The 21,139-nt window shown below is 72.3% G+C and carries 17 protein-coding genes; 10 read left to right on the forward strand and 7 right to left on the reverse strand.

Annotated features, from left to right (window positions below; translation table 11 throughout):
- Positions 1 to 6 precede the first annotated feature (6 nt).
- The gene (locus BX283_RS27665) at positions 7 to 780 is read left to right on the forward strand and encodes a DUF2127 domain-containing protein (protein WP_101390204.1); all 774 of its coding nucleotides are present in this window, start codon (positions 7 to 9) and stop codon (positions 778 to 780) included.
- A gap of 14 nt (positions 781 to 794) precedes the next feature.
- Positions 795 to 1,145 (forward strand): hypothetical protein, encoded by a 351-nt coding sequence (locus BX283_RS27670; protein ID WP_101390205.1) that lies wholly within the window; start codon positions 795 to 797, stop codon positions 1,143 to 1,145.
- Positions 1,146 to 1,171: 26 nt separating this feature from the next.
- Here the strand turns inward: BX283_RS27670 and BX283_RS27675 are convergent, their stop codons facing one another.
- Together BX283_RS27675 and BX283_RS27680 are read right to left on the reverse strand one after the other, a co-directional pair.
- On the reverse strand, positions 1,172 to 2,047 hold the full coding sequence (locus tag BX283_RS27675) for an aldo/keto reductase (RefSeq protein ID WP_101390206.1): 876 nt from the start codon (positions 2,045 to 2,047) through the stop codon (positions 1,172 to 1,174).
- A gap of 1 nt (position 2,048) precedes the next feature.
- Positions 2,049 to 2,972, reverse strand: a complete 924-nt coding sequence (locus tag BX283_RS27680; protein WP_257583898.1) for an NAD-dependent epimerase/dehydratase family protein — start codon at positions 2,970 to 2,972, stop codon at positions 2,049 to 2,051.
- A gap of 44 nt (positions 2,973 to 3,016) precedes the next feature.
- Here BX283_RS27680 and BX283_RS27685 point away from each other — a divergent pair, with 44 nt between their 5' ends.
- From BX283_RS27685 to BX283_RS27705, 5 genes are all read left to right on the forward strand, one after another.
- Positions 3,017 to 3,532, forward strand: coding sequence for an Lrp/AsnC family transcriptional regulator (locus tag BX283_RS27685; RefSeq protein WP_101390207.1), 516 nt, complete (start codon positions 3,017 to 3,019; stop codon positions 3,530 to 3,532).
- Positions 3,533 to 3,613: 81 nt separating this feature from the next.
- Positions 3,614 to 4,534 (forward strand): NAD(P)-dependent oxidoreductase, encoded by a 921-nt coding sequence (locus BX283_RS27690; RefSeq protein ID WP_101390208.1) that lies wholly within the window; start codon positions 3,614 to 3,616, stop codon positions 4,532 to 4,534.
- 359 nt (positions 4,535 to 4,893) lie between these two features.
- Entirely contained in the window at positions 4,894 to 5,325 is a 432-nt protein-coding gene (locus tag BX283_RS27695; protein WP_101390209.1) for a MerR family transcriptional regulator, read from the forward strand.
- Positions 5,322 to 5,657: a thioredoxin gene (gene trxA, locus BX283_RS27700; protein WP_101390210.1), complete on the forward strand. Its 336-nt coding sequence runs from the start codon at positions 5,322 to 5,324 to the stop codon at positions 5,655 to 5,657. Before BX283_RS27695 ends, trxA begins: the two co-directional genes overlap by 4 nt.
- A gap of 179 nt (positions 5,658 to 5,836) precedes the next feature.
- On the forward strand, positions 5,837 to 8,053 hold the full coding sequence (locus BX283_RS27705; RefSeq protein ID WP_257584391.1) for an AAA family ATPase: 2,217 nt from the start codon (positions 5,837 to 5,839) through the stop codon (positions 8,051 to 8,053).
- Between the two features lie 18 nt (positions 8,054 to 8,071).
- Here BX283_RS27705 and glgB read toward each other — a convergent pair whose 3' ends face one another.
- From glgB to BX283_RS27730, 5 genes are all read right to left on the reverse strand, one after another.
- Positions 8,072 to 10,366, reverse strand: a complete 2,295-nt coding sequence (glgB, locus tag BX283_RS27710) for a 1,4-alpha-glucan branching enzyme (protein ID WP_101390212.1) — start codon at positions 10,364 to 10,366, stop codon at positions 8,072 to 8,074.
- Positions 10,367 to 10,403: 37 nt separating this feature from the next.
- Positions 10,404 to 11,741, reverse strand: coding sequence for a maltokinase (locus tag BX283_RS27715; RefSeq protein WP_101390213.1), 1,338 nt, complete (start codon positions 11,739 to 11,741; stop codon positions 10,404 to 10,406).
- A 198-nt stretch (positions 11,742 to 11,939) separates the two neighbouring features.
- A complete protein-coding gene (gene treS, locus BX283_RS27720; RefSeq protein WP_101390214.1) occupies positions 11,940 to 13,649 on the reverse strand; it encodes a maltose alpha-D-glucosyltransferase in 1,710 nt (569 codons plus the stop codon).
- Positions 13,646 to 15,637, reverse strand: a complete 1,992-nt coding sequence (locus BX283_RS27725; RefSeq protein ID WP_180357492.1) for an alpha-1,4-glucan--maltose-1-phosphate maltosyltransferase — start codon at positions 15,635 to 15,637, stop codon at positions 13,646 to 13,648. The genes treS and BX283_RS27725 overlap by 4 nt, the downstream gene beginning before the upstream one ends.
- Before the next feature lie 282 nt (positions 15,638 to 15,919).
- Complete coding sequence (locus tag BX283_RS27730) at positions 15,920 to 17,113, reverse strand: S8 family peptidase (RefSeq protein ID WP_101390216.1); 1,194 nt, start codon at positions 17,111 to 17,113, stop codon at positions 15,920 to 15,922.
- A gap of 200 nt (positions 17,114 to 17,313) precedes the next feature.
- Between BX283_RS27730 and glgP the strand changes: the two genes are divergently transcribed.
- The 3 genes from glgP (at position 17,314) to BX283_RS27745 (ending at position 21,087) form a co-directional block, all read left to right on the forward strand.
- A complete protein-coding gene (gene glgP, locus BX283_RS27735) occupies positions 17,314 to 19,941 on the forward strand; it encodes an alpha-glucan family phosphorylase (RefSeq protein ID WP_101390217.1) in 2,628 nt (875 codons plus the stop codon).
- Between the two features lie 121 nt (positions 19,942 to 20,062).
- Positions 20,063 to 20,458 carry a hypothetical protein gene (locus BX283_RS27740; RefSeq protein ID WP_101390218.1) on the forward strand — a complete coding sequence of 132 codons (396 nt, stop codon included), beginning with the start codon at positions 20,063 to 20,065 and terminating at the stop codon, positions 20,456 to 20,458.
- Positions 20,455 to 21,087, forward strand: a complete 633-nt coding sequence (locus tag BX283_RS27745; protein ID WP_180357267.1) for a BMP family ABC transporter substrate-binding protein — start codon at positions 20,455 to 20,457, stop codon at positions 21,085 to 21,087. The genes BX283_RS27740 and BX283_RS27745 overlap by 4 nt, the downstream gene beginning before the upstream one ends.
- The last annotated feature ends 52 nt before the right edge of the window (positions 21,088 to 21,139 follow it).

The following is a 21,139-nucleotide window of genomic DNA, read 5'->3' on the forward strand; positions in this document are numbered from 1 at the left end:
AGCACAATGAAGATCGACTGGGACCGGCGCACCTGCGCACGCCGGGGGCACGTCACGTACGAGCCGAGCGAGGCGGAGCTGCGCGAGCGGCTGCGCGCCCACACCGGACTCGGCGAGGCCTGGCGCTGTCTGCGCTGCGGCGACTTCGCCCTGGGCACCCCGCACGGCTCGGGGCCCGCCGAGGACGCACCCCTGGTGCCGCGCGGCAAGGTGCTGCGGGACCTGTTCATCCTGCGGTTCCTGGCCGTGGAGCGGCTGGTGCGCGGGGTGTTCATCGTCCTGGTGGCGGCCGCGGTGTGGAAGTTCAGCAACAGCCAGGACTCGGTGCGCCGGCTCTTCGACGAGAACCTGGACGTCTTCCGCCCGGTGTTCCAGCACTTCCACTACGACCTCGACCACTCGCCCGTCGTGGGCACCATCCAGAAGTCCTTCGGCTACAAGCACTCCACGCTGGTGGCGGTGGCGGCGGCGCTGCTCGTCTACGCGCTGATCGAGATCGTGGAGGCCGTCGGGCTGTGGCGGGCCGACCGCTGGGCGGAGTATCTGACCGTGGTCGCCACGGCGATGTTCCTGCCGCTGGAGGTCTACGAGCTCACCGAGAAGATCAGCTACCTCAAGATCGTCACGCTGGGGCTCAACATCCTCGCCGTGCTCTACATCCTGCTCTCCAAGCGCCTGTTCGGCCTGCGCGGCGGGCGGGCAGCCTTTGAGGCGGAGAGGCACAGCGCGTCGCTGATGGAGGTCGAGGCGACGGCCGGCCTCGCGGTGGGGACGACGTGAAGGGAACCGGCACGATGAGCGACACGAGCAAGAAGTTCGCAGTGGTACTCGCCCTGCTCCTGGGCACGGCCCTGGTGGCCCCGGCGGCGGCCGAGGCGGCGCCGGGCGCGGTGGTGCGGACGGTGTCGGTGACGGCACCGGTGGCGGCGCCCGACGCGCTCGCGGGCACGGCCGCCGCGCACCGGACCCACGGCAAGTCGTCCCATGTGACGCTCGCCAAGCCCAAGAAGAAGAAAAAGAAGAAGAGCTTCCTCAAGAAGCTGGGCATCTTCCTGCTGGTGATCTTCCTGCTCTTCGTGGCGGCCGTGATCCTGGTGATCTGGCTGATCGTGCGGCGCATCCGCAGGCGCCGCACGAGCCACTGACGTACACCCGTACACTCGTACACCGGTCAGGGCAGCAGCGCCCGCTCCCCGTCGGTGAGGACCAGATCGGCGGCCGCCGCCGAGTCCCGTACGGACTCGGGGCGGCTGCCGCCCGGAATGGGGATCACGTTCGGCGAGCGGTCGAGCAACCAGGCCAGGGCGATCTGCTGCGGGCTGACGCCCCGGGCGCGGGCCACGGAGTGGAACCCGTCGTACGAGGAGTCGGCGGCGATCGCCGAAGCCCCGTCCAGCGAGCTCCGCGAGATCCCGCCGAGCGGACTCCACGGCAGGAACGCGATCCCCAGCTCGGCGGTGAGCCGCAGCTCGGGCTCGGCGTCGCGGACGGCGGGGGAGTACCGGTTCTGCACGGACACCAGCCGGTCCCCGAGGACGTCGTGGGCCTGCCGGATCTGGTCGGCGTCGACGTTGGAGATCCCGGCGAGCCGGACCGTACCGTCGTCGATCAGCTCGCGCAGGGCGCCGAGCGAGTCGGCGTACGGGACGGCCGGGTCGGGCTTGTGCAGCTGGTAGAGGCCGAGGGCTTCGGTGCCGAGCCGCCGCAGCGACCGCTTCGCGGCCCGCTTGAGGTGCTCCGGCCGCCCGTCGACGCTCCAGTCCCCGTCGTCGGTCCGCCCCCGCCCGCCCTTCGTGGCGACGAGGACGCCGTCCGTGTCGCCGCCGTACGAGGCGAGGGCGCGGGCGAGGAGCAGCTCGTTGTGGCCGGGCTCGCCGCCGGGGGCGTAGTACGAGTCGGCGGTGTCGAGCAGGGTCATGCCCGCGTCGAGCGCGGCGTGGACGGTGGCGAGGGCGCGGGCCTCGTCGGGCCGCCCTTCGATGGACAGGGGCATGGCGCCGTACCCGATGGCGCCGACCTTCAGATCCCCGAGTGTGCGGTAGCGCATGTCAGTTGTCTCCCTTGGCGGCCGAGAGCGTCTGCGCCACGGCGTCGTCGAGCCAGTCCTTGGTGTGCGAGAAGGCGAAGCCGAGCCGCTCGGCGCGGGTGTTGGCCATGCCGTACGAGCGCCGGAAGGAGAACGGCGAGACCTCGCCGACCTCCACCGCCCGGTACCGAGCGGGCCCGCTCCCGATCGCGGCCACGATGTCCTCGGTGGTGAGCGGCCCGTGCGAGGCGGCGTTGACCGGCCCGGTGAAGCCCTGCCCGGCCGCCCAGAAGAGAAAGCCGGCGATCTCGTCGACGTTGATGTAGGTGGCGGGGTGGCTGACCGGCGCGACGGCGATGGGCTCGCCGTCGCGCAGCCGCTCCGCGTAGTGGGTGACGCGCCCGGTGAAGTCGTCGGCGCCGCCGAGGACGTGGGCGACGCGGACCGAGACGTATGGGAAGTCGGGCGCGGCGGCGAAGACGGCCTCGGCCTGGCGCTTGCCCTCGCCGTAGTGCGCTTCGAGGAACTCCGGGTCGCCCCAGGGGAGTTCGAGGTCGACCGCGACCGTGCGCGGATCGACGGCGCTCTCCGGGACCGGCTCGGCCGAGTCCTCGTACTCGTACACCTCGACGGTCGACGTCATCACGTACCGGCGGGTGCGGTGGGCGAAGACGCGGCGGGCGGCGGCGGCCTGGCGCGGGGTGTAGCAGACCTGGTCGAGGACGACGTCGAACGTCCGGTCACCGAGGACGGCTTCGAGGGCGGCCTCGTCGTCGCGGTCGGCGACGAGGTGCTCGACGCCGGGAGGGGGTGGGGAGGACCCCCGGTTCAGTACGGTGACACGGTCACCGGCGGTGACGAGGCGGGCGATGAGCCGCTTGCCGAAGTACCGGTTTCCGCCGATGACCAGCACGTTTCGGGTGGGGACGGGCATGTCGAATGTCATGCACACAGTGTTACGTTGACGGGCGGCATCCTGAAGGGGGAAACATGGGAGAACTGTCGGCTGTACCGAAGGAACCACGGAATTCAAGGGCGTTGACCCACGATTCCTCAACGGCCTTCGATCAGGTGGATCGGCAGCTCCTCGAACTGGTCCAGTCGGAGGGCCGGATCAAGCTGAGCGAGCTGGGGCGGCGGGTGCGGCTGAGCCCTGCCGCCGTGACGGAACGGCTGCGGCGGCTGGAGGCGGGCGGGGCGATCACGGGGTACGGGGCGCGGGTCGACGCGGCCCGGCTGGGCTACGGCATCCAGGCGTTCATCCGGGTCAACCCGCACGGCGGCTACACCCTGAAGCACCCCAGGACGCTGGAGCTGATGGAGCGCGAGGAGATCCGGGAGGTGCACCACGTGGTGGGCGAGGACTGCTGGATCATCAAGGTCGCGGTGACGGACACGGGGCACTTGGAGGAGGTGCTGGCGGAGGTGTCGGCGCTGGGGCGGACGACGACGTCGATCGTGCTGTCGTCGCCGGTGAGCGGGAAGCCGCTGCTGCCGCCGGGCTGAGCTGGATGCTTACCTGGGGGTGGGTAGCTGACAATTAAGTCGGTACTTGTGGGGGGTTGGGGCGGAACGAAGGATCGCCCCATGACGATTTCCGAGACACCTTCCAAGGCATCTTCCCAGGAAGCCCCTTCAGCCGTTCCCGTAACTGTTCTCGGCCTGGGCAACATGGGCCGCGCGCTCGCCGGGGCGTTCCTGTCGGCCGGGTATGCGACCACCCTCTGGAACCGCACCCCCGGGCGCGGCGACGACCTCGTGGCCCGGGGCGCGGTGCACGCGCCGAGCGCGGCCGACGCGGTACGGGCGAGCGCGCTGACCGTGGTGTCGCTGGTCGACTACGACGCGGCCGAGGCGGTGCTGGCGCCGCTCGCGGAGGCCGGGGCGTTCGAGGGCGGCCGGGTGCTGGTGAACCTCACCTCGGACACGCCCGAGCGGTCCCGTTCGGCGGCCGAGTGGGCGGCCGAACACGGCATCGCGTACCTCGACGGCTCGGTGATGGTCCCGACGACCGTCGTCGGCGGCCCCGAGGCGCTGATCTTCTACAGCGGGGACCGCGAGGCGTTCGAGCGGTACGAGGGCACGCTGCGGGCGCTGGGCGCCAGGGCGACGTTCCTGGACGAGGACCCGGGTCTGGCGGCCGTGTACGACCTGGCGATGCTCGACTTCTTCTACACGGCGATGTCGGGCCTGATCCACGCGTTCGCCCTGGCGGGCGCGGACGGGGTGAAGGCGGCGGCACTCGCCCCCCACCTGGACACGATCTCCGCGATCCTGCCGCCGCTGGCGGGGGCGATGGCGGCTCATGTCGACGCGGGCGAGTACCCCGGCGACCTGGGCAACCTGGCGATGGAGACGGCGGGCATCGACCACATCCTGCACATGTCCCGGTCCCGGGGCCTGGACGTGACGGTCCTGGAGGCGGTGCGGGCGATCGCGGGCCGCGCGCTGGAGAAGGGACACGGGGGCGACGACTGGTCCCGCACGGTGGAGGAGATCCGACCTTGAGGCCCCCCACCCCGCCCCTTCCCTGAACCCCTCCGGCGGGGGGCCGGGGGCGTTGCGTTCGTCTGCGGGTCGTGGTGGGGTGCTCGCGCAGTTCCCCGCGCCCCTCAGGGGGTACCGGCGAGGGCGATGGCGAAGCCGAGCCCTTCAGGGGCGCGGGGAACTGCGCGACTAGCCCCCACCGGCCCGCAGGTCAACACGAAAGCGGGGTGCAGGGGCGCAGCCCCGCCTGGGGCCCGGGGGCGTAGCCCCCGGGAAGTCCACCTCAACCCCCCACTCACCCCCGGAGGGTCTAGGTGAAGGGGCGGGGTGGGGCTTCCTCCCTTGCCTTGACGTCTGCGTCAAGGATTACCGTCGACCTCATGCGAATCGGCGAGCTGGCCGCAAGGGCAGGAACCACCACCCGCGCGCTGCGCTACTACGAGTCGCGCGGGCTGTTGACCGCGCGGCGGGCGGAGAACGGGTACCGCGCGTACGACGAGGACGACCTGCGGCTGCTGCGGCAGATCCGGACCCTGCGGGACTTCGGGTTCGAGCTGGAGGAGACCCGGCCGTTCGTGGAGTGCCTGCGGGCCGGTCACGAGGCCGGGGACACCTGTCCCGCCTCGCTCGCCGTGTACCGGCGCAAGCTGGCCGAGCTCGACGGGCTCATCGGGCAGCTCCAGTCCGTACGCGACCAGGTCGGTGAGCAGTTGGCCCGGGCGGAGTCGGCGCGGGCCGAGCTGGAGGCCGGTTCGCTGGTGCCCGGGGTCCCCGGGTGCGAAATGACGGGTATGGAGGAGGGGTTGGGATGAGCGTGCAGGCCGTGGGTGTGGACGTCGTGACGGACGCGACCTTCGAGGCGGAGGTGCTGGCGGCGGATCTGCCGGTGCTCGTGGAGTTCACCGCCGAGTGGTGCGGACCGTGCCGGCAGCTCGCGCCGGTGCTGAGCCAGATCGCCTTCGAGGAGGGCGACCGGCTCAAGGTGGTCCAGCTGGACGTGGACAAGGACCCGGAGACGACGCTGAGGTACGGCGTGCTGTCGATGCCGACGCTGATGGTGTTCCGCGCGGGCGAGCCCGTGAAGTCCATGGTGGGCGCGCGCCCCAAGCGCCGCCTGATGCAGGAGCTGGAGGACGTCCTGTAGTACTTGCCTGCTGGTAGGCGATAAGTTCAGAGAAACCAAAAAGCCCCGGTCCGATTATTGCGGCCGGGGTTTTTCTCTGCGTATAGTGAGTTCTTCGTGTGCGTTCTGTCGGAATGCGCGCGAAAAGCCCTTACAGAAAGCACTGTATCGCGTCAGGAGCGGAATTGTCAACCGAGGAAATTCGGAAAGAACAGCAATTCATCGATGGGCTCTACGCGCGCCTCGAAGACCTGCGCGAGCAGGCCGAGGTGTCGGTGCGGCGCGCCCTGGCGCAGGTCGGGACCGGTCTCCAGGCGCGGCTCGAACGCGATGTGCTGGTGGCCGAGCAGTCCGGGCTGCTCAGCGCGCTCGACGGCGGCGAGAACGGACTCTGCTTCGGCCGCCTCGACTTTTCCGACGGGCGCGCCCACCACATCGGCCGCATCGGAATCCGCCGTGACGACAAGGAACGCACGCCGCTGGTGATCGACTGGCGGGCCGATGTGGCGCGCCCGTTCTATCTCGCCACCGGGTACACCCCGATGGGGCTGCGCCGCAGGCGGCACCTCACCACCCAGGGGCGCACGGTCACCGCGCTGCACGACGAGATCCTCGACCTCACCGACGCGGCCCGCACCGGGCACGAGGGCGCGGACGCCGACGCCGTACTGCTCGCGGCGCTCGACGCGGCCCGTACCGGCCGGATGCACGACATCGTGCAGACCATCCAGGCCGAGCAGGACAAGGTCATCCGGGCCCCGCAGCGCGGCGTCCTCGTCGTCGAGGGCGGGCCCGGCACCGGCAAGACGGCGGTCGCGCTGCACCGGGCGGCGTATCTGCTCTACGCGTACCGCGAGCAGCTGGCCCGGCGCGCCGTGCTGATCGTCGGCCCCAACCCGGCGTTCCTCGGCTACATCGGCGAGGTGCTGCCCGCGCTCGGCGAGACCGGTGTGCTGCTCGCCACCATGGGCGAGCTCTTCCCCGGTGTGCACGCCACCGGCACCGACACCCCGGCCGCCGCCGAGGTCAAGGGGCGCGAGGAGATGGCCGGCGTACTCGCGAAGGCCGTCCGCGACCGGCAGACCGTGCCGCACACCGCCGCCGAGATCGACCACGAGGGGTACGGGACGCTCAGCCTCGACCGGGCCATGGCCGAGGACGCCCGCTGGCGCGCCCGCGAGACCGGGCTGCCGCACAACTTGGCCCGCCCGCACTTCGCCTTCCACATCATCGACGCGCTCACCGCGCAGCTCGCCGAGCGGATCGGCGCCGACCCCTTCGGCGGCGAGAACCTGCTCGGCCCCGACGACCTCGCCCAGCTCGGCAAGGAGATCGCCACCAGCCGCGAGGTGCACGCGGCGATCGAGGAGTTCTGGCCCGCGCTCACGCCGGAGCGGTTCGTCGCCGACTTCCTGGCCGACCCGTCCCATCTGGCGGACATCGACGCGGAGTTGATCCGCCGCGAGGGCGGCGAGTGGACTCCCGCCGACGTGCCGCTGCTGGACGAGGCCGCCGAGATCCTCGGCGAGGACGACTCGGCGGCCCGCGCCGCCGCCGAGGCCGAGCGCCAGGACCGGATCGCGTACGCGCAGGGCGTCCTCGACCTCTCCGCGGGCTCGGAGAGCTTCGAGTTCGAGGACGAGGAGTCCGAGCTGCTCGCCGCGCACGACATCATCGACGCCGAGCGGTTCGCGGACCGCCACGAGGAGGCCGACCACCGCAGCGCCGCCGAGCGCGCCGCCGCCGACCGCACCTGGGCGTTCGGCCACATCATCGTGGACGAGGCGCAGGAGCTCTCCGCGATGGCCTGGCGGCTGCTGATGCGCCGCTGTCCGACCCGCTCGCTCACCCTGGTCGGCGACCCCGCCCAGACCGCCGACGCGGCGGGCGTCGGCTCCTGGCGGCGGATCCTTGAGCCGTATGTGGAGGACCGCTGGGAGCATGTGCGCCTGGGGGTCAACTACCGTACGCCCGCCGAGATCATGGAGGTGGCGGCGCAGGTCTGCCGCGCGGTGGACCCGTCGTTCGAGCCGCCGAGCTCGGTACGGGCCACGGGCGTGCGGCCCTGGGCGCGCGAGGCGGCGCCGCACGCGCTCGCCGAAGCCGTCGCCGAGGCGGTGAAGGCGGAGACCCCCGAGGCCGGGCGCCTCGCGGTCGTCGCGCCCCGCACCCTCCACCCCGCGCTGCACGCGGCGCTGCCGGACGTCCCGCCGGGCGAGCCCGATCTGACCCGCCCGGTGGTCCTGCTGGATCCGCGTCAGGCCAAGGGCCTGGAGTTCGACACGGTCCTGGTGGTGGAGCCCGCCGAGTACGGGGTGAGCGATCTGTACGTGGCGCTGACCCGGGCCACCCAGCGCCTCGGCGTGCTGCACTCGGCGCCCCTGCCGAAGGCGCTGGCCCAGGCGCTGGAGGGCTGACTCACACCGGCCGCCGACTCACACCGGCCGCAGCCACACCGTGGCCAGCGGCGGCAGGGTCAGCTGGATGCTGACCGGCTGCCCGTGGCTCGGTGTGGAGTCCGGCTTGAGGGGGTCCTCGTTGCGGATGTCGCCGCCGCCGTAGCGCGCGGCGTCCGTGTTGAGGACCTCCGTCCAGGCGGGGACGGTGTCGGGGACGCCGAGCCGGTAGTCGTGGCGGACCACCGGGGAGAAGTGGGAGACGGCGAGCAGCGGGGCGCCGGAGGCGTCGTGGCGCAGGAAGGCGAAGACGTTGTCCTCCGCCGCGTCGCCCGCCACCCAGGCGAAGCCGCCCGGATCGGTGTCGCGCTGCCACAGCGGCGGGGCGTCGCGGTAGACCGTGTTCAGGTCGCGCACCAGGTCGCGTACGCCCCGGTGGTCGGGTTCGGCCGAGTACGACGGGTCGAGCAGCCACCAGTCCGGCCCGGTGGTCTCGGACCACTCCGCTCCCTGGGCGAACTCCTGCCCCATGAAGAGGAGTTGCTTGCCGGGGTGCGCCCACATGAAGCCCAGATAGGCGCGGTGGGTGGCCCGCTGCTGCCACCAGTCGCCGGGCATCTTGGAGACCAGCGAGCGCTTGCCGTGGACGACCTCGTCGTGGGAGATCGGCAGGACGTAGTTCTCGCTGTACGCGTACACCATCGAGAACGTCATCTCATGGTGGTGGTACTTGCGGTGGACCGGCTCGTGGGCCGCGTAGCCCAGCGAGTCGTGCATCCAGCCCATGTTCCACTTCAGGCCGAAGCCGAGCCCGCCGAAGCCGCCGGGGCCCACGTGGTGGGTCGCGCGCGTCACGCCGTCCCACGCCGTGGACTCCTCGGCGATGGTGATCACGCCCGGGCAGCGGCGGTAGACCGTGGCGTTCATCTCCTGGAGGAAGGCCACCGCGTCCAGGTTCTCCCGGCCGCCGTGCTCGTTGGGCGACCACTCGCCCTCCTCGCGCGAGTAGTCCAGGTAGAGCATCGAGGCGACCGCGTCCACCCGCAGCCCGTCGACGTGGAACTCCTCGCACCAGTACGTGGCGTTGGCCACCAGGAAGTTGCGGACCTCCTTGCGGCCGTAGTCGAATTCGAGGGTGCCCCAGTCGGGGTGCTCAGAGCGCGCCGGGTCCTCGTGCTCGTACAGCGGCCGCCCGTCGAAGTGCGCCAGCGCCCAGTCGTCCTTCGGGAAGTGCGCGGGCACCCAGTCGACGAGCACCCCGATCCCGGCCCGGTGCAGCGCGTCCACCAGGAAGCGGAAGTCGTCCGGGGTGCCCATCCGGGCGGTGGGGGCGTAGAAGCCGGTCACCTGGTAGCCCCAGGAGCCCCCGAAGGGGTGCTCGGCCACCGGCAGGAACTCGACGTGGGTGAAGCCCAGGTCGCGTACGTACGCCGGGAGCTGCTCGGCCAGTTGACGGTACGTCAGGCGAGGCCGCCAGGACGGCAGGTGCACCTCGTACACCGAGAACGGGGACTCGTGGACCGGCCGGTCGCCGCGCGCCGCCATCCACAGGTCGTCCTGCCACACGTGGTGCGACGCGGTCACGATCGACGCGGTCGCGGGCGGCACCTCGGTGCGCCGGGCCATCGGGTCGGCCCGCAGGGTGTGCGAGCCGTCGGGGCGGGCGATGTCGAACTTGTAGAGCGCGCCCTCGCCGACGCCCGGCAGGAACAGCTCCCACACGCCGGTGGAGCCGAGCGAGCGCATCGGGTACGCAGTGCCGTCCCAGTAGCAGAAGTCGCCGGTGACGCGGACGCCCAGCGCGTTGGGGGCCCAGACGGTGAACCGGGTGCCGGGCACGCCCTGGTGGGTCATCGGGTGCGCGCCCAGCGCCGTCCACAGCTCCTCGTGGCGGCCCTCGCCGATCAGATGCAGATCGAGCTCGCCGAGCGCGGGCAGGAAGCGGTACGGGTCCTCGGCCTCGATCTCGTTGTCGTCGTAGGTGACGAGCAGGGAGTACTGCGGGACCGCGCGCAGCGGCAGCACCCCGCTGAACAGGCCGTCGCCCTCGTCGTGCAGCTCGGCGCGGAGGCCCTTGGCCAGGACGGTCACGGCCTGCGCGTACGGGCGCAGCACCCGGAAGGCGACACCGCCGCTCACCGAGTGCGCGCCCAGGAGCGCGTGCGGGTCGTGGTGCGCCCCGGCCAGCAGCCGGGCGCGGTCCTCGGCGGCGAGCGGCCGTGCGGCCCGGACGCCGTGGCTCCCCGCGCGCTTCGGCTTCGGCGGCGCGTCCGTCTTAGACGACTTGGGGCGGCCGGGCCGGGCGGGGTCGGGGTTCTGCGGGCGGGCGGTCACGGGTACGGCCTCCTCGGGGGTGGTGCGGGGGTCGGGGTCAGTCCTGGGCCAGTCGGCGGACCGCCGCCATCGGGACGGCGAGCCAGTCGGGGCGGTGCCGGGCCTCGTACAGCACCTCGTACACCGCCTTGTCGGTCTCGTACGCCCGCAGCAGCTCGGGCTCGTCGCGGGGGTCGGTGCCGGCGCCCGCCGCGTAGCCCGCGCAGTACGCGTCCCGGCAGGACTCGGCCCACTCCGGGCGCCAGGGGAGCTGGGTGCGGGCCGCGTAGTCGAAGGAGCGCAGCATCCCGGCGACGTCGCGGACCGGCGGCTGCGGGCGGCGGCGCTCGCTCAGCGGGCGGGCGGGCTCGCCCTCGAAGTCGATGACCGCCCAGTCGCCGGTGCCGGTCCGCAGGGTCTGGCCCAGGTGCAGATCGCCGTGGACGCGCTGGGCGGGCCGGGGCCCGGTCACCTTCGTCACCGCGTCGAACGCGGCGCGCAGGCCGGGCACGTAGGGCAGCAGCGTCGGCACCGCCTGCGCGGCCGCCTCCAGGCGCTCGTGCATCGCGGCCGCCAGCAGCTCGGTCTGGGCCCGGCCGAGGCTGACCACCGGCAGCGCGGCGGCGAGCGCGGTGTGCACCTCGGCGGTGGCCCGGCCGAGCGCGTGCGCCTCCCGGGTGAAGTCGCGCCGGTCCGCGAGCGCGCGCAGCGCCAGCTGCCAGCCGTCCTGGGAGCCGCGCAGATACGGCTGGAGCACGGCGAGCGTGGCGTCCTCGGGCCGCTCGGTCTGGATCCAGGCCGCGGGCGCGGGCACCCGGGGGCACCCGTGCCGGGCCAGGACCAGCGGAAGCTCCAGGTCGGGGTTGACCCCGAAGTGGATCCGGCGGAATACCTTGAGGATGAACGTATCTCCGTACACCAGTGAGGAGTTGGACTGCTCGGCGGCGAGCAGGCGCGGCGCGAGTCCGGCGGGGACGGGGACGCCCCCGTCGCAGCCGAAGCGCAGCGGTCCCAGCCGCCCCGGGGTGCGCAGCCGTTCCAGGAGGAGGGCGGCGATCTGGGGGTCCTGGAGCGCGTCGTAGACGGTGAGCCCGGTCAGCGGTCCGGCGGTGGCGTGGCCGACGAGCGCGGGGGCGAGCGGCGGCGGCAGCACCTTCCGTACGCCTAGGAGCAGCTGGTAGACGTCGCCGGCCTCGGGGGCGGCGCCGGGCTGCTCGGCCCGGACGAGCAGGTGCAGACAGCCCGGCAGCAGCTCGGTGACCGAAGCCAGCGAGAAGCCGGTGACCGGGCGGCCCTTGCCCGCGAACCAGCGCTGTCTGGGGAGCCATTCGTGCAGCAGGGGCGCCAGCGACGGCAGCAGCGCGACGGGAGTCAGGGTGGGTGCGGCCTTGGGCATGGCAGCGCGTCCTTTCCCCGGGCTCACAAGGATGTGCGGAGAGTGTCCCGGATTGCGGCATTGGCTGTCCGGCGGCGCGCGGAGCGTCCGGTGTGCCTCTGGGAGCGGTCCGGAGCGTCGCTGAGGAGAGTGCCCCGGGCGGGCCGGAGGAAACCGGCCCGCCCGGGGCCGCCCTGAGGCGCCCTCAGGGCGGGAGAACTAGCCGATCACGATGCAGTCCTTGCGCAGCCGGAACCAGTAGAAGCCGTGACCCGCCAGGGTCAGCAAGTACGGCCACTGGCCGATGGCCGGGAAGCGCACCCCGCCGATCAGCTCCACCGGATGGGCGCCGGCGAAGGCCCGCAGATCCAGCTCGGTGGGCTGGGCGAACCGCGAGAAGTTGTTCACGCAGAGCACGAGGTCGTCGTTGTGCTCCCGCAGGAACGCCAGGACCGCCGGGTTGGAGGACGGAAGCTCGGTGTACGAGCCGAGACCGAAAGCGGGGTTCTGCTTGCGGATCTCGATCATCCGGCGGGTCCAGTGCAGCAGCGACGACGGCGAGGCCATGGCGGCCTCCACGTTGGTCACCTGGTAGCCGTAGACCGGGTCCATGATCGTGGGCAGGAACAGCCGTCCCGGATCGCAGGACGAGAAGCCCGCGTTGCGGTCGGGCGTCCACTGCATGGGAGTGCGCACCGCGTCCCGGTCGCCCAGCCAGATGTTGTCGCCCATCCCGATCTCGTCCCCGTAGTAGAGGATCGGCGAGCCGGGCAGGGACAGCAGCAGGGCGGTGAACAGCTCGATCTGGTTGCGGTCGTTGTCCAGCAGGGAGGCCAGCCGGCGCCGGATGCCGATGTTGGCGCGCATCCGGGGGTCCTTGGCGTACTCCGCGTACATGTAGTCGCGCTCTTCGTCCGTGACCATTTCGAGGGTCAGCTCGTCGTGGTTGCGCAGGAAGATGCCCCACTGGCAGGTCTTGGGGATGGCCGGGGTCTTGGCGAGCACCTCGGAGACCGGGTAGCGGCTCTCGCGGCGCACGGCCATGAAGATGCGCGGCATCACGGGGAAGTGGAACGCCATATGGCACTCGTCGCCCCCGGCCGCGTAGTCGCCGAAGTAGTCGACGACGTCCTCCGGCCACTGGTTGGCCTCGGCGAGCAGCACCGTGTCCGGGTAGCTCGCGTCGATCTCGGCCCTCACCCGCTTGAGGAACTCATGGGTCGCGGGCAGGTTCTCGCAGTTGGTGCCCTCCTCCTGGTAGAGGTACGGGACGGCGTCGAGGCGGAAGCCGTCGATGCCCAGGTCCAGCCAGAACCGCAGCGCGGCCAGGATCTCGTCCTGGACGGCCGGGTTCTCGTAGTTGAGGTCGGGCTGGTGGGAGAAGAAGCGGTGCCAGTAGTACTGCTTGCGGACGGGGTCGAAGGTCCAGTTGGAGGTCTCGGTGTCGACGAAGATGATCCGGGCGTCCTGGAACTGCTTGTCGTTGTCGGCCCAGACGTAGTAGTCGCCGTACGGGCCCGCGGGGTCCTTCCTCGACTCCTGGAACCACGGGTGCTGGTCGCTGGTGTGGTTCATCACGAAGTCGATGATCACGCGCATGCCGCGCTGGTGGGCGGCGTCCACGAACTCCACGAAGTCGGCGAGGTCGCCGAACTCCGGGAGCACCGCGGTGTAGTCCGAGACGTCGTAACCGCCGTCCCGCAGTGGGGACTTGAAGAAGGGCGGCAGCCAGAGGCAGTCGACCCCCAGCCACTGCAGGTAGTCGAGTTTGGCGGTGATGCCCTTCAGATCCCCTACGCCGTCGCCGTTGCTGTCCTGGAAGGACCGCACGAGCACCTCGTAGAAGACGGCCCGCTTGAACCATTCGGGATCGCGGTCCTTGGCGGGAGTGTCCTCGAAGGTGTCGTGGACGGGCTCGTTGACGATCATGGTGTGGGTGACCCTCCGATCGGCGGGGACGGTCGCAGGACCAGGACGTGCGCGGGCGCGCGGCCCGGCTCTAGGCGCACGTAGTTGGTCCTGCCCCAGTGGTAGGTCTCACCGGTGAGCTCGTCGCGCACCGGGACGGACTCGTGCCACGAAAGGCCGAGTTCCGGCATGTCCAACGAGACCGTGGCCTCCTGGGTGTGGTGGGGGTCGAGGTTGGCGACCACCAGAACGGTGTTCGACCCCGAGCGCTTGCTGTACGCGAGCACCGCGTCGTTGTCGGTGTGGTGGAAGCGCAGCGAGCGCAGCTGCCGCAGCGCGGGATGGCGCCGCCGGATCCGGTTGAGCGAGGTCAGCAGCGGGGCCAGCGAGCGGCCCTCGCGCTCGGCCGCCTCCCAGTCCCGGGGCCGCAGCTCGTACTTCTCCGAGTTCAGGTACTCCTCGCTGCCGTCGTGCAGCGCCGTGTTCTCGCACAGCTCGTACCCCGCGTACACACCCCAGCTCGGCGAGAGCGTCGCCGCGAGCACCGCGCGCACCTCGAAGGCGGGGCGGCCGCCGTGCTGGAGGTAGGCGTGCAGGATGTCGGGGGTGTTCACGAAGAAGTTGGGCCGCATGTACGCGGCCGCCTCGCCGGTCAGCTCGGTGAGGTACTCGGTCAGCTCCTGCTTGGTGTTGCGCCAGGTGAAGTACGTGTACGACTGCTGGAAGCCGATCCGGGCCAGCGTGTGCATCATCGCGGGCCGGGTGAACGCCTCGGCCAGGAACACCACGTCCGGGTCGGTCCCGTTGACCTCGGCGAGCACCTGCTCCCAGAACACCACCGGCTTGGTGTGCGGGTTGTCGACGCGGAAGATCCGCACCCCGTGGTCCATCCAGAACCGCAGGATCCGCACGGTCTCGGCGACCAGCCCCGGCATGTCGCGGTCGAAGGCGAGCGGATAGATGTCCTGGTACTTCTTCGGCGGGTTCTCGGCGTACGCGATGGTGCCGTCCGCCCGGTGGTGGAACCAGTCGGGGTGCTTGTCCACCCAGGGGTGGTCCGGCGAGCACTGGAGCGCGAAGTCGAGGGCCACCTCCATGCGCAGATCGCCGGCCGTGCGCACGAAGTGGTCGAAGTCGTCGAGGGTGCCGAGGTCCGGGTGGACGGCGTCGTGCCCGCCGTCGGGCGAGCCGATGGCCCAGGGCACGCCGACGTCGCCGGGCGCGGCCGACAGGCTGTTGTTGGGGCCCTTGCGGAAGGTGGTGCCGATGGGGTGGACGGGCGGCAGATAGACCACGTCGAAGCCCATCGCGGCGACCGCGGGCAGCCGCTCGGCGGCGGTCCGGAAGGTGCCGCTCACCGGCGGCCTGCCGGGCTGGACCACCGCGCCCTCGGAGCGCGGGAACAGCTCGTACCAGGACCCGAAGAGCGCCCGCTCGCGCTCGACCAGCAGGGGCAACGGCTCGCTGGCGCTGACCAGTTCGCGCAGCGGGTAGCGGGTCAGGGCCGCGTCGGCCTCGGGGGTCAGGGCCGCGGCGAGCCGGGCGGCGGCCGGGCGGGCGCCGTCGCGCAGGGCGTCCACCGCGGCGAGCACCGCCTCGCGCCCCTTGGTCTTCGGCACCCCGCGCGCGGCCCGCTCGTACAGCGCGGCGCCCTCCGTGAGGACCAGCTCGGTGTCCAGACCCGCCGGGATCTTGATCCCCGCGTGCCGGCGCCAGGTGGCCACCGGGTCGCTCCACGCCTCGACCGTATACGACCAGTGCCCTTCGGCCGCCGGGGTGACCTCGGCGCCCCAGCGGTCGGTGCCGGGCGCCAGCTCGCGCATCGGCGTCCACGGGCCGGGCCGCCCACGCGGGTCGCGCAGGACCACGTTGGCGGCGACCGCGTCATGGCCTTCTCGGAAGACGGTGGCGGTGACCAGGAAGGCCTCGCCCACCACCGCCTTCGCCGGCCTTCTGCCGCAGTCGACGGCGGGGCGGACGTCCAGGACGGGGATACGGCCGATGGGCATATTCACGGGCTCACCTGGTGGCTGGTGGGTACGGGGCGTGGCGGGGTCTGATCTTTGTAACTGCTCCGTTGACGTTTGACGGGCTGCGGGCATGGCCGCTCCTGTCCGCGTTCACTCGGGTGGCGGTCAGCGGTTGCACAGACGGCGTCCTACCGGAGGAGCCTTCCACAGGCTACGAGTGGGCATTCCGGTGGTTTGTTAACTACCTGGGCGTAACGGATCGGACAAGGAAACGGCCCCGTCTTTCGGCGGGGCCGCACCAGAATTTGCCTACCCACAAGTTCAGTTGGCATCCGGGCCACCGTCCACGCGCAGCAGGCGGTCGGGCGAGCCGGGACCGGCGCGGGTGATCCGGCCGGTGGCCGCCCGCGCGGTCAGGGCCGCTCCCACCTCGGCGGGATCCGCCGCCGGGTACCCGCCGAGGTACAGCGCGGCCGCGCCCGCGACGTGCGGCGCCGCCATCGACGTGCCCGACAGCGTCCGGTACGCCGTGTCGCCCGTGTTCCACGCCGAGACGACACCCGTACCCGGGGCGAACAGATCAAGTGCGGAGCCCCAGTTGGAGAAGGAGGCCCGGGCGTCGTCGCGGTCGCTCGCGCCGACCGTGATCGCCTCCGCGACCCGGGCCGGGGAGTGGCGTGCGGCCGGTTCCCCCTCGTTCCCGGCCGCGACCGTGAAGGTCACCCCGGCGGCGACCGCGCCCCGCACCGCCCGGTCGAGCTCCGGGCTGGGGGCGCCGCCCAGGCTCAGATTGGCGACGGCGGGGCGGTGGGCGTGGCGGGTCACCCAGTCGATCCCGGCTATCACCCGGGCGGTGGTGCCGGTGCCCCGGTCGTCCAGGACGCGCACGGCCACCACCGCCGCGCTCCCCGCCACGCCGGTCGTCGCGCCCGCCAGGGTCGCCGCCACATGGGTGCCGTGGCCGTTGCCGTCCTGGGCGTCGGCGTCGTCGTCCACGAAGTCCCAGCCGCTGCTCGCCCGGCCGCCGAACTCCCGGTGGGTGGTGCGCACCCCGGTGTCGATCACATACGCAGTGACGCCCGCACCGCCGCCCCGCGGCCAGGTCACCTGCGGCGCCGGGGCGGGCGGGGCCCCGCCCGGCCGGTCGTCCTGGCGGTGCTCCAGGGCGACGGCGCTGTCCTGCGCCACCGACACCACGCCCGGGTCGGCGGCCAGGCGCCGGGCCCGGCCGGCGTCGGCGCGGACCGCGTAGCCGTTGAGGGCGGTGCCGTACGTACGGCTGATCCGGGCCCCATACCGGGCGGCGAGCTCGCGGCCCGCCGCGGAAGAGGCGCTGGTGGAGTCCTTGAGCGTGACGATGTAGCTGCCGCCGACCGCGCCCGGCGCGTCCGCGCCGAGCACGCGCCCCTCGGGCGGCGCGGCCCGGGCGGGCAGCGCGAGGACCAGCGCCGCCACCGTGCCCAGCGCCGTCAGCGCCCCGGCCGTGCGCAGCCGTGTACCGCGTGTCGCTCCCATGCCGTGGTCCCCCTCGGGCTCGGCCGACCTTCGCAGCCTCCCGCCCCCGGGGGACGCCCACAAGGGCGCACGCCGGGGGCGGTCGCTTCCGTGCGCCGTGGTAGTGCGAGGCGCCCGCCCACTACCTTCGAGGGTGAAGGGCAGTCGAACAGAGCTGTACGTCCCCCTTGTTGCGTACATCCCCTGCGAAGGTGGAACACGTGAAGGCAATCCGTCGATTCACCGTCCGCCCCGTCCTCCCCGAGCCCCTGCGGCCGCTGAGTGAGCTGGCCCGCAATCTGCGCTGGTCCTGGCATCCGGAGACCCGCGAACTGTTCCGGTCCGTCGACCCCGAGGGATGGCGGGCGGCCGGAGAGGACCCCGTGCGCCTGCTGGGGTCGGTCTCCGCCGCCCGGCTCGCCGCCCTCGCCGAGGACCGCCGCTTCGTGCGGTCCCTGACCGCCTGCGCCGACGACCTCGCCGACTATCTGGGCGGGCGGCGGTGGTACCAGGAGCAGCCCGAGGGGCTGCCCCGGGCCATCGCCTACTTCTCGCCGGAGTTCGGGATCACCGCCGCCCTGCCGCAGTACTCGGGCGGGCTCGGCATCCTCGCCGGCGACCACCTCAAATCCGCGAGCGACCTCGGCGTGCCGCTGATCGGGGTCGGACTCCTCTACCGGCACGGCTACTTCCGCCAGTCCCTCTCGCGCGACGGCTGGCAGCAGGAGCACTATCCCGTCCTCGACCCCAACGAACTGCCGCTGTCACTGCTGCGCGAGGCCGACGGCGAGCCCGCCCGGATCCGTCTGCACCTGCCCGGCGGCCGCGCCCTGCACGCGGTGGTCTGGATCGCCCGGGTCGGCCGGGTCCCGCTCCTGATGCTCGACTCGGACGTGGAGGAGAACGGCCCGGGCGAACGCGAGGTCACCGACCGGCTGTACGGGGGCGGCAGCGAGCACCGGCTGCTCCAGGAGATGCTGCTGGGCATCGGCGGGGTGCGGGCGGTGCGCGCGTACTGCCGGATCACCGGGCACCCCGCGCCCGAGGTCTTCCACACCAACGAGGGCCACGCGGGCTTCCTCGGCCTGGAGCGGATCCGGGAACTCGCCGGTGAGGGGCTGGAGTTCGAGGCGGCCCTGGAGTCGGTGCGGGCCGGGACCGTCTTCACCACCCACACCCCGGTCCCGGCCGGCATCGACCGCTTCGACCGCGAACTGGTCGCCCACCACCTCGGCGACGACGGCGAACTGCCGGGCGTCGACGTCTCGAAGATCCTCCAGCTCGGCATGGAGACCTACCCGGGCGGCGAGCCCAACCTCTTCAACATGGCCGTGATGGGGCTGCGCCTGGCCCAGCGCGCCAACGGCGTCTCCACCCTGCACGGCGAGGTCAGCCGGGAGATGTTCGCGGGCCTGTGGCCCGGGTTCGACCCCTCGGAGGTGCCGATCACCTCCATCACCAACGGGGTGCACGCGCCGACCTGGGTCGCGCCCGAGGTGTTCCGGCTCGGCGCCCGGCAGATCGGCGCCGGGCGCGCCGAGGACGCGCTGACCGTGGGCGGCTCGCCGCGCTGGGACGCGGTCGCCGACATCCCCGACAGCGAGATCTGGGAGCTGAGGCGCGAGCTGCGCGAGCAGCTGGTCCTCGAAGTGCGCGAGCGGCTGTACGCGTCGTGGCGCACCCGCGGGGCCGGTACGGCGGAGCTGGGCTGGGTGGACGGGGTGCTCGACCCCGACATCCTGACCATCGGCTTCGCCCGCCGCGTCCCCTCGTACAAGCGGCTGACCCTGATGCTCCGCGACCGGGACCGGCTGATGGAGCTGCTGCTCCATCCGACCCGGCCGGTGCAGATCGTGGTGGCGGGCAAGGCGCACCCCGCCGACGACAGCGGCAAGCGGCTCGTCCAGGAGCTGGTGCGGTTCGCCGACGACCCCCGGGTGCGTCACCGCATCGTCTTCCTGCCCGACTACGGGATGGCGATGGCCAAGAAGCTCTACCCGGGCTGTGACGTGTGGCTCAACAATCCGCTGCGGCCCCTTGAGGCGTGCGGGACCAGTGGGATGAAGGCCGCGCTCAACGGGTGCCTCAACCTGTCGGTCCTGGACGGCTGGTGGGACGAATGGTACGAGCCGGACTTCGGCTGGGCGATCCCGACCGCCGACGGCTCCGCCACCGACGAGGACCGCAGGGACCAGCTGGAGTCGACGGCCCTCTACGACCTGATCGAGGACCGGGTGGCGCCGCGCTTCTACGACCGGGGCGAGAGCGGGCTGCCCGGCCGCTGGATCGAGATGGTCCGCGAGACCCTGGCCTCTCTCGGCCCCAAGGTGCTGGCGGGGCGGATGGTGCGGGAGTACGTGGAGCGGCTGTACGCGCCCGCCGCCCGGGCCCACCGCGACCTGGGCCCGGACACGGCCCGGGAGCTGGCGGCCTGGAAGGCCCGGGTGCGGGCGGCCTGGCCGCAGGTGGCGGTCGACCATGTGGAGGCGGTGGCCGCGACCGCGCCGAACGGGCACGCGGAGCTCGGCTCCACGCTCGCCCTGCGGGTGCGGGCCGGCCTCGGCGGGCTCCAGCCGGACGACGTGGAGGTGCAGGCGGTCGCCGGGCGGGTGGACGCCGCCGACACCCTCGCCGAGGCCCGTACCGTCGCCCTGAAGCCCGCGGGCGGCCCGGACCTGGAGGGGCGCTGGGTGTACGAGGGCCCGCTCGCCCTGGACCGGACCGGCCCCTACGGCTACACGGTCCGCGTCCTGCCCGCCCACCGGCTCCTCGCCGACGGCGCCGATCTCGGCCTGGTCGCCCTGCCGACCGAGGCGACGGGGGAGGGGGCGGGGGTGCTGATGCGCTGAGCGGAAATGGGTTGTACCGTACGTCGGCCGCTGCCATGCGCCCCGTACGGAACTGCGAGGTCCGATTGTGAACCCTGTCGAGAATGTCACCGCTCGTCCCATACATCCGTATGGGGCCTGGGTGGCACGCACGGGCCTCGCGCTGCTGCCCTTCGCCTCTCTGGGCCTGCTGTGCCCGGTGCCGTCGCTGGTGATCGCCCTGCGGCGGCACCGGAGCGCGGACTGGGTCGCCTTCGCGGTCTTCTGCGCGGTGTGGGTGTCCTGGGTGCTCCAGCTGGCGACCACCCCGGACACCACGCACGGCATGCGGTTCGCGGCCGATGTGCTGCTCATCGGGCTGTCCACGGCCGGGGCGTCCGCGCACGCCTGGAAGGCGTGGCCGGCGGCCCGGCAGTCCCCGAACGAGAACGGCAAGAGCACGTACGGCAATCTCCCGGGGGGCGACCCCCGGACCCTCAGCAGTACGGACGGGGCAGAGGGGTACAACGGACCGCAAGCGCAAGGTGAACAGCAGTGAAGCAGGTCAAGCAGGTGCGTCAGGCGCAGGCGGCGAAGGCCGCCCGCGAGGAGCAGGACAAGCAGGGCCGATACGCGCGCTACCGGCTGCGGTTCGCCCGGCTCACCGCGCTGGCGCGGGTGCACCGGCGCCGGGTGTGGATCGCCGCGGGCGCGGCGGCGGCCGTGGTCGTCGCCGCGGTGCTGGTCTCGGTGCTGGACAAGGACGACAAGCCGGGGCCGCCGGATCCGCGGGCCCGCCAGTACAAGAACGTCGACGCCTGTCTGCTGACCGGGGACAAGGGTGTGACCGAGGGCACCGAGGGCGCGCCGGTATGGGCGGGGATGCAGGACGCCTCGAAGGCCACCCACGCGCGCGTCAACTTCGTCCCGGTGACGGACGAGCAGACCGCCGCCAACGCCACCCCGTTCGTCAACAGCCTCATCCAGCGCTCCTGCGACGTGGTCGTGGCGGTCGGCAAGGCTCCGGTGGCGGCGGCCGAGGCGGCCGCGAAGGCCCACCCCAAGGTCCGCTTCGTGGTGGTCGGCGGCGAGGCCGCGGCGGCCAATGTGACGGCCGTGAAGCCGGGTGACGGAGTGAAGGCGGATGTCGCCCGGGCCGTCGAGCAGGGGGTCAATACACCCGGATAGCCCGGAATTTGTTGTTCCGCACCGCATGAACATGGCAAAGAAATGTCAAAGG

Source organism: Streptomyces sp. TLI_146 (genome assembly GCF_002846415.1).
In the GTDB taxonomy this organism is placed as follows: domain Bacteria; phylum Actinomycetota; class Actinomycetes; order Streptomycetales; family Streptomycetaceae; genus Streptomyces.